This is a genomic window from Hydrogenophaga taeniospiralis CCUG 15921 (genome assembly GCF_001592305.1).
Taxonomy (GTDB): Bacteria; Pseudomonadota; Gammaproteobacteria; order Burkholderiales; family Burkholderiaceae_C; genus Hydrogenophaga; species Hydrogenophaga taeniospiralis.
Window position 1 is genome coordinate 1 of record NZ_BCWR01000017.1, and the last position, 7,224, is coordinate 7,224.

General features: G+C 67.6%; 7 protein-coding genes. 4 read left to right on the plus strand and 3 right to left on the minus strand.

From position 1 onward, the window contains the following. The first annotated feature begins 70 nt into the window (after positions 1-70). The 4 genes from HTA01S_RS19125 (at position 71) to HTA01S_RS19140 (ending at position 4,344) form a co-directional block, all read left to right on the plus strand. Positions 71-1,264: a CaiB/BaiF CoA transferase family protein gene (locus tag HTA01S_RS19125; protein ID WP_068174351.1), complete on the plus strand. Its 1,194-nt coding sequence runs from the start codon at positions 71-73 to the stop codon at positions 1,262-1,264. 37 nt (positions 1,265-1,301) lie between these two features. Further along, the gene (locus HTA01S_RS19130; protein WP_084236296.1) at positions 1,302-2,300 is read left to right on the plus strand and encodes a tripartite tricarboxylate transporter substrate binding protein; all 999 of its coding nucleotides are present in this window, start codon (positions 1,302-1,304) and stop codon (positions 2,298-2,300) included. A 73-nt stretch (positions 2,301-2,373) separates the two neighbouring features. Further along, positions 2,374-2,712 (plus strand): hypothetical protein, encoded by a 339-nt coding sequence (locus HTA01S_RS19135; protein ID WP_068174352.1) that lies wholly within the window; start codon positions 2,374-2,376, stop codon positions 2,710-2,712. Between the two features lie 30 nt (positions 2,713-2,742). Then, positions 2,743-4,344 (plus strand): MFS transporter, encoded by a 1,602-nt coding sequence (locus HTA01S_RS19140; RefSeq protein WP_068174353.1) that lies wholly within the window; start codon positions 2,743-2,745, stop codon positions 4,342-4,344. A gap of 104 nt (positions 4,345-4,448) precedes the next feature. Here the strand turns inward: HTA01S_RS19140 and HTA01S_RS19145 are convergent, their stop codons facing one another. Genes HTA01S_RS19145 through HTA01S_RS19155 form a run of 3 tightly spaced genes read right to left on the minus strand, consistent with a single transcriptional unit; the run spans position 4,449 to position 7,064 of the window. After that, positions 4,449-4,907 carry an RNA-binding S4 domain-containing protein gene (locus HTA01S_RS19145; protein WP_068174354.1) on the minus strand — a complete coding sequence of 153 codons (459 nt, stop codon included), beginning with the start codon at positions 4,905-4,907 and terminating at the stop codon, positions 4,449-4,451. 31 nt (positions 4,908-4,938) lie between these two features. After that, positions 4,939-6,378, minus strand: coding sequence for a sensor histidine kinase (locus tag HTA01S_RS19150; protein WP_068174355.1), 1,440 nt, complete (start codon positions 6,376-6,378; stop codon positions 4,939-4,941). Beyond that, positions 6,375-7,064 carry a response regulator transcription factor gene (locus HTA01S_RS19155; protein WP_068174356.1) on the minus strand — a complete coding sequence of 230 codons (690 nt, stop codon included), beginning with the start codon at positions 7,062-7,064 and terminating at the stop codon, positions 6,375-6,377. Before HTA01S_RS19155 ends, HTA01S_RS19150 begins: the two co-directional genes overlap by 4 nt. Positions 7,065-7,224 lie beyond the last annotated feature (160 nt).

Genomic DNA, 7,224 nt, shown 5'->3' on the forward strand with positions numbered 1-7,224 from the left:
CCCGGCGGTGCCCTTGGGTGGCGCTGTTGCATGCGATGCGGATGGCGCTCCGGCGCCGTGGAAAGCTGAAATGAAACCTGTTCTCCAAAATATCCGTGTTCTGGACCTGACCCACGTGCTGGCCGGTCCGTTCGCGGGCTACCAGCTCGCGGTGATGGGTGCCGAGGTCATCAAGATCGAGTCGCCCGAGGAGCCCGACCAGGCCCGCTACCAGGGGTCGGATGCGGCGCTCAACGACGCCGGCATGGGCACGGCCTTTCTGTCGCAGGCGTCGAACAAGAAGTCCCTCGCGCTCAACCTCAAGACCGAGACAGGGCGACAGGTTCTGAGGCAACTGGTGTTGACCGCCGATGTGCTGATCGAGAACTACCGCCCCGGTGCCTTCGATGCGCTGGGCCTGGGCTATGCGGACCTGTCGGCGATCAACCCGCGGCTGGTCTACTGCTCCATCTCGGCCTTCGGCAGCACCGGCCCCAAGCGAGAGCTGACCGCCTACGACGGCGTGGTGCAGGCCTACTCCGGGATGATGGCCATGACCGGCGAGCCGGGCACGGCGCCCGTGAAATGCGGCGCGCCCGTGGTGGACTACGCCACCGGCACCACCGCCGCCATGGCCATCCTCGCGGCGCTGCTGCAGCGCAGCCAGGGTGACGGCCTGGGCCAGTTCGTCGAGGTGGCAATGTCCGACGTGGCCATGATCCTCGCCAGCTCGCACCTGACCGGTTACCTCTGGAACGGGGCGCACCCGGAGCAGAAGGGCAACCGCTACCCGTTCGCCACCATCGGTTGTTACCAGGCCAGCGACGCACCGCTGATGGTGTCGGCCTCCAACCTGCGGCAGCAGCGGCGGCTGTGGGAGGCGCTGGGCCGCGCAGATCTGGTCAAGCACAACAACCGGGACCGGATCAAGGGTTACGCCGACGAGGCCAAAACCCTGACCGAGATCTTTGCCACCGAGTCGGTTGACCATTGGGAGCAGCTGCTGCGTGAACACCGTGTGCCGGTCTCCCGTGTGCAGCGCATGGAAGCCATGCTGGCGGACGAGCACGTGCAAGGCCGCAAGGTCCTGCACCGGTTTTCCGACGAGGCCGGGACACTCGCGGGACTGACCGTCCCGGTGTCCGGCTTCCAGCTCTCGCGCAGCCCGGTGCAGGTCACTTCGCCCCCGCAGGCCGTGGGCGCGCAAAGCCACGACCTGATGTCGGCCCTGGGTTACCCGCCGGCCGACATCGAAGCCCTGCGTGCCCAGGGCGTGATTGCCTGAACCGGCGGCTCGCAATACCTTGAATTCAGAGACACCCATGAAACCGTCCAACCCATCCATCGTCTTTCGGCGCCGACACCTGATCCTGGCCGCGGGCCTGGCCTGCGCATGGGCGCCCGCCCTGGCACAAACGACCTCCAATTTCCCAGCCAAACCGGTGCGCCTGGTGGTGCCGTTTCCCGCCGGAGGCGGCACGGACACCATGGCCCGAGCCCTGGCCGACAGCCTGTCGAAGATGTGGGGGCAATCGGTCATCGTGGACAACAAGGCCGGTGCCGGCACGGTGGTGGGCAACGACTTCGTGTCCAAGAGCGCGCCCGACGGGCTCACGCTGCTGCTCAACACCAGCGCCGTCGCCATCGTGCCGGGCCTGAACCCCAGGCTGCCGTACTCCGCCGAGACCGGACTGGCGGCGGTGACCACGCTCGGCCATGCGCCCAATGTGGCGGTGGTGCGGCCCGACAGCCCCATCCGCTCGGCCTCCGACTTCCTGGCGCAGGTGCGGGCCCAACCCGGGCGCTTCACCTACGGTTCGGCCGGCAACGGCACCTCCACCCACCTGGCCGCCGAGCTGCTCAAGACCACAGCCAAGGTGTTCATGGTCCACGTCCCCTACCGCGGAGCCACCCCAGCCATGACCGATCTCATGGGCGGGCAGATCGACGTGGCCTTCGGCACCTTGCCCAGCGTCGCGCCCTACCTGGCCAACGGCAAGCTGCGCGCGCTCGCCGTCACCAGCGCCACGCGCACGGCCCTGCTGCCCGATGTGCCCACCTTCGCCGAATCGGGGCTCGCCGGGTACGCCGCGCCGGTCTGGTACGGCATCTTCGTGGCCGGTGGCACACCGGCGCCGCTGGTGCAGCAGCTGTACCAGTCGATCCAGCGCGCGGCCGACAGCGAAGAGTTCCGCAAGCGCATCCGGGCCGAAGGGCTGACGCTGACGCTGGACCCGCCGGCCGCGGCCGACGCGCTCTACCGCGCCGACATCGCCAAGTGGAAGAAGGTGATCCATGTGCAGTCCATCAAGGCGGACTGAGCTTGGGGTGGTGTTGTCCGTGAGCGTTCTCTGATGGCCGACCACCTGGCGAGAATGGTTCAGGGCGAACAGCATGCGGCACAACCTGCTCGCACAGATGCTGCACAGCGAGGCCGCGGTGGATGCGCTGGCGATGGAGATCCAGTGGCGTGGCTGCCTGAATACCTGGTTTCGCAGCAAGCCGTTTTCGCGGTCAGGCGCACTGACTCCCGCACTGGACGCGTACAGTGGTGCCACCATGGAGATATGGGCAGAGCACGATGTCACCGCAGCACCACACGAGATGGAGGACCGTCCCATGAGGGGTGGCTCCGCTCGAAAGCGGCTCATCGTCGGTGGAGCTGGGCACTGGATCATGCACGAATCGCCCACCACCGCCATGCTGATGAAGAACGGGTTCTGTGGTGACTGATACGCATCCCCGAGGCGACAAGGTGCCGGCATGACCGACGACAGGGCCAACGATCTGTCGCCGACGGCTCCCCTGAGGCTGCCGGTCTTTCGCATGCTGTGGCTGACCTGGCTCATGGCCAACCTGTGCATGTGGATGAACGATGTGGCGGCTTCCTGGATGATGGCATCCATCGCGACCACACCCATCTGGGTGGCATTGGTTCAGACGGCGGCCACCTTGCCCATGTTCGTCCTGGGATTGCCCAGCGGGGCGCTGGCCGACAGCCTGGACCGCAAGCGCTATTTTTTGGTGACCCAGCTGTGGGTGGCCGTGGTGGCGGTGATGCTGAGCATCGCGGTCTTTCTGGGCTGGATGTCGCCGCCGCTGCTCTTGGCACTGACCTTTGCCAACGGCATCGGCCTGGCCATGCGCTGGCCCGTGTTTGCCGCCATCGTTCCCGAGATCGTTCCCCGGTCACAGCTACCGGCCGCCTTGGCGCTCAATGGCGTGTCGATGAACGCGTCGCGCATCGTCGGACCGCTGGCCGCCGGCGCCCTGATCGCCGGCGCCGGAACGGTCTGGGTGTTCCTGCTCAACGCGGTGTTGTCGCTGGTGGCTGCGGTCGTCATCAGCCGCTGGCAACGCGAACACCGGGTGCATCCGCTGGGCCGGGAGCGGCTGGGGCCGGCGATGCGCGTCGGTCTTCAATACGTCATGCAGTCGGACCACCTCAAGGGGGTGCTGCTGCGGATCTTCCTGTTCTTCTTTCACTCGACCGCGGTCATGGCCCTGTTGCCCTTGTTGGCCAAGGGCATGCAGGGTGGCGGGGCCGGAACCTTCACGGCATTGCTGGCTTCGATGGGCATGGGCGCCATCGTTTCCGCTGCCTTTTTGCCCCGTCTGAGGCGGCGCTACACCCGCGATGGTCTGGTCCTTCGTGGCGCCGTCGTGCAAGCGTTGTCAATGGCCATCGTGGCCTGGGCCGATCAACTGTGGGTGGCCGCACCCGCCATGTTCGTGGGTGGCGCGGCCTGGATCACCACCGCCAACACCCTCAGCGTGTCCATCCAGCTGGGTCTGCCCGACTGGGTCCGGGCGCGCGGCATGTCGATCTACCAGATGTCGCTCATGGGGGGCAGCGCCCTGGGCGCCGCCGTCTGGGGTCAGGTGGCCACCTGGACGACGGTCCCCCACAGCCTGGGCATGGCCGCCGCTCTGGGGGCCATCGCCATGGCGGCGGTCAGTCGCTGGAGACCCGACCCCGGCACGGCGGAGGACCTGACACCGAGGCGCATCGTTCCCATGCCGTCGCGGACGGATGTGCCTGGTGATGGGCGTGTCATGGTGATGATCGAGTACCGCATCGATCCGGCCCGCGCCGCCGATTTCCGCCAGCTGATGTTGGGGGAAGGGCGGCGCAGCCGCTTGCGCAATGGCGCACTGTCCTGGGAACTGCTGCACGACATCCACCAGCCCGAGCGTTTTGTCGAGGTGATCGTGGACGAGTCCTGGACCGACCACCTGCGCCGGTTTGACCGGGCGACCGAGGCCGATGCAGCACTGCGGGAAAAGAGGCTGGCGTTTCATCAGGGCGATGAACCTCCACACATCACCAAGACCTTGATGGAAACGACGGTCGCTTCTCATTGACCGCCATCGTCGCCAGGAACGCACCGTGTTTTGGTCGTTTGGCGGCGCTGTGGGGATGTTCAGACGTGTCGGCCGTGTTCGAGCAACGCCCAGCCGCTCAGCGCTCAGTGTTCGTCGTCCAGCGACGCGCTCCAGCGCTGGTTCCAGGGCACCCCCTGCTCGGGGTTTCGCAGGTCTTCGATGTGGCGCCGGTCGCGTTTGGTGGGTCGGCCCTGGCTCAGGCTCTGCGCCGGTTCGGGCGCCAGCCGACGCTGTTCGGCCTCGGCCAGGCGCTGGGCCACCGATTCGGCGGTCTCTTCGTAGAGCAGCGCGGCCACCGGCGCCGGGCCGCGCACACCGCTGATCGCGCGCACCACCACCGTCCGAGTCATCGGGCCCGTGCGGACTTCGAGGGTGTCGCCGGGCTTGACTTCGCGCGAGGGTTTGACGGGCTGGCCGTTGAGCCGCACGCGGCCCTTGTCGATCTCTTCGCTGCTGAGGCTGCGCGTCTTGTAGAAGCGTGCGGCCCAGAGCCATTTGTCGAGCCGGATTTTTCCGTCGCCGGATGCCGTGGGTTCTTTCATGCGGTGTCTGTCGTGTGGCGTGCCTGGCCTCTCAGGCCCTGGCGATCGGCAGGCGAACCGTGGCGTCCAGCCCCTGCACCTTGCCGTGGGATTCGCGGTTGACCAGGTCGATGCTGCCGCCCAGCGAGAGCGCGATGCCGTGGCAGATGGCCAGCCCCAGGCCGGACCCCGAGCCCAGGCCATCGCTGCGTTGCTGCTGGTCGGTGGCGAAGGGCTGGAACAGCCGCTCGCGCAGCGTGGCGGAAATGCCCGGCCCGCTGTCGCTGATGGTGAGCGCGGCGGTCTGTGCATCGGTGACCAGCGCGACGGCGAGCCGGGAGTCCGGTGGGGTGTTCTTGATGGCGTTGTGCAGCAGGTTGCGACTGAGCTCGCGCAGCGCCCATTCGTGAGAGCGCACCGGCGCGGCATGCACGTCAAGCGAGAAGTCCAGCGAGCGCTCGGCGATCAGCGGCGAGAGATCCAGGCTCACTGTGCGCACCACGGTGGCCCAGTCGATCAGCGGCGCGTCCTTCTCCTGGCGCAGCTGTTCCACCTTGGCCAGCGCCAGCATCTGATTGGCGAGTTCGGTGGCGCGCTCCACCGTGTGGCCGATTTCTTCCAAGGCCTGCTGAGGCGCCACGTCGCCCCGTCGGGCCGACTGCACCTGCGTCTTGAGCACCGCCAGCGGCGTGCGCAGCTGGTGCGAGGTGTCGCGCACGAAACGTTTCTGGTGCTCCAGCAGTTGGGCCAGGCGCTGCATGTGCTGGTTGGTGGCCTCGATCAGGGGCAGCAGTTCGCGCGGTGCGCTGTCGGTGGGCAGTGGCGAGAGGTCGTTTTCGCTGCGGGCTTCCAGGGCGTGGCTGAGGGCGCGCACCGGTCGGGTGGCCCGTTGCACCACCACCACCACCACCAGCACGATCACGATCACCAGCACGGCCTGCCGCCACAGGGTGTCGATCAGGATCTGCCGCGCCAGCGTCTGGCGCAGTTCCAGCGTCTCGGCCACCTGGATGGTGGCCATGCCCTGTCCGGCCACGCCGGCGACGGGTTGCAGCAGCACCGCCATGCGCACCGGGTCCCCGCGGTATTCATCGTCGTAGAAGTGCACCAGCGCGGCGTAGATCTTCTGTTCGGGCAGGGGCAACCGGGCCGCGGGCAGGTCGTCAAAGCCCGACACCATTTCACCGTTGAAGCCGCTGACGCGGTAGTAGATGCGGCTGCGGTTGTCGGCCTCGAAGGCCTCCAGCGCGGAGTAGAGCAGGGTGGACTGCACACGCACCTGGTCACCCACGCCCGCGACCTGCAGCTGTTCGCTGAGCGACTTGGCCGAGGCCAGCAAGGTGCGGTCGTAGGCCGTGTCCGCCGCGGCCAGCGCCTGGCGGTAGAGCACCACGGTGTTGACCAGCACGAAACCGAACACCGGCAGCAGGATGCCCAGCAGCAGCACGCGCCGCAGCGAGGGCAGCACCGAACGCGCAGGGGTGCGCTTCATACTGTGGCTTTGAGCAGATAGCCCAGGCCGCGCAAGGTGACCAGCTGCGCGCCGGTGTGGGCAATCTTCTTGCGCAGGCGGTAGGCCACGACTTCGATGGCTTCGGGCTGCACATGGCCCTCGCCCGGGAACACCAGTTCGAACAGGCGTTCCTTGGCGATCGCATGGCCGGGGCGGCCCAGCACGGCGCGCAGCAGGGCCAGTTCGCGGGGCGCGAGGTCCAGCGGCTGGCCCTCGAAATAGACCGCGCCGCTGTCCTTGTCGGCGTGCATGCCGCACCAGGTGGCGGGTTTGGCGCCGGATGGCGAAGGGGTGTCCGCGGTGTTGACGGCGCGCCGCACCAGTGCCCGCACACGGGCCTCGAGCTCGTCGAGGTCAAAGGGCTTGGGCAGATAGTCGTCGGCGCCCGTGTTCAGCCCGATGATGCGGTCGCCCACGGTGCCGCGCGCGGTGAGGATGATCACCGGGGTGGTGAGTCCGGCGGCACGCGCATCGCCCAACACCTGCAGGCCGTCGCGACCGGGCAGGCTCAGGTCCAGCAGCACGGCATCGGGCAGGCTGGCCTGCCACAGCGCCAGGGCGCGCTCGCCGTCGCCACAGGTGAGCACCTGTATGCCGCGGCGTTCAAAGCTGCGCTGCAGCGTGGTCTGCATCGCGGGGTTGTCTTCGATCAGGAGCAGTTTCATGCTGCGCCGATTATCAGCGCGCGCTGCCCTCGGGGAGCAGCGACCCGTGCAGCGGTGGAGCGTGGGGGCCATCCCATCTTTCACTAGGGTTTACCCTGGGGAAATCGACAGCCGATTGACAGCGCCAGCAAGGAACATACGTGGGTCCTGCATTCAACAA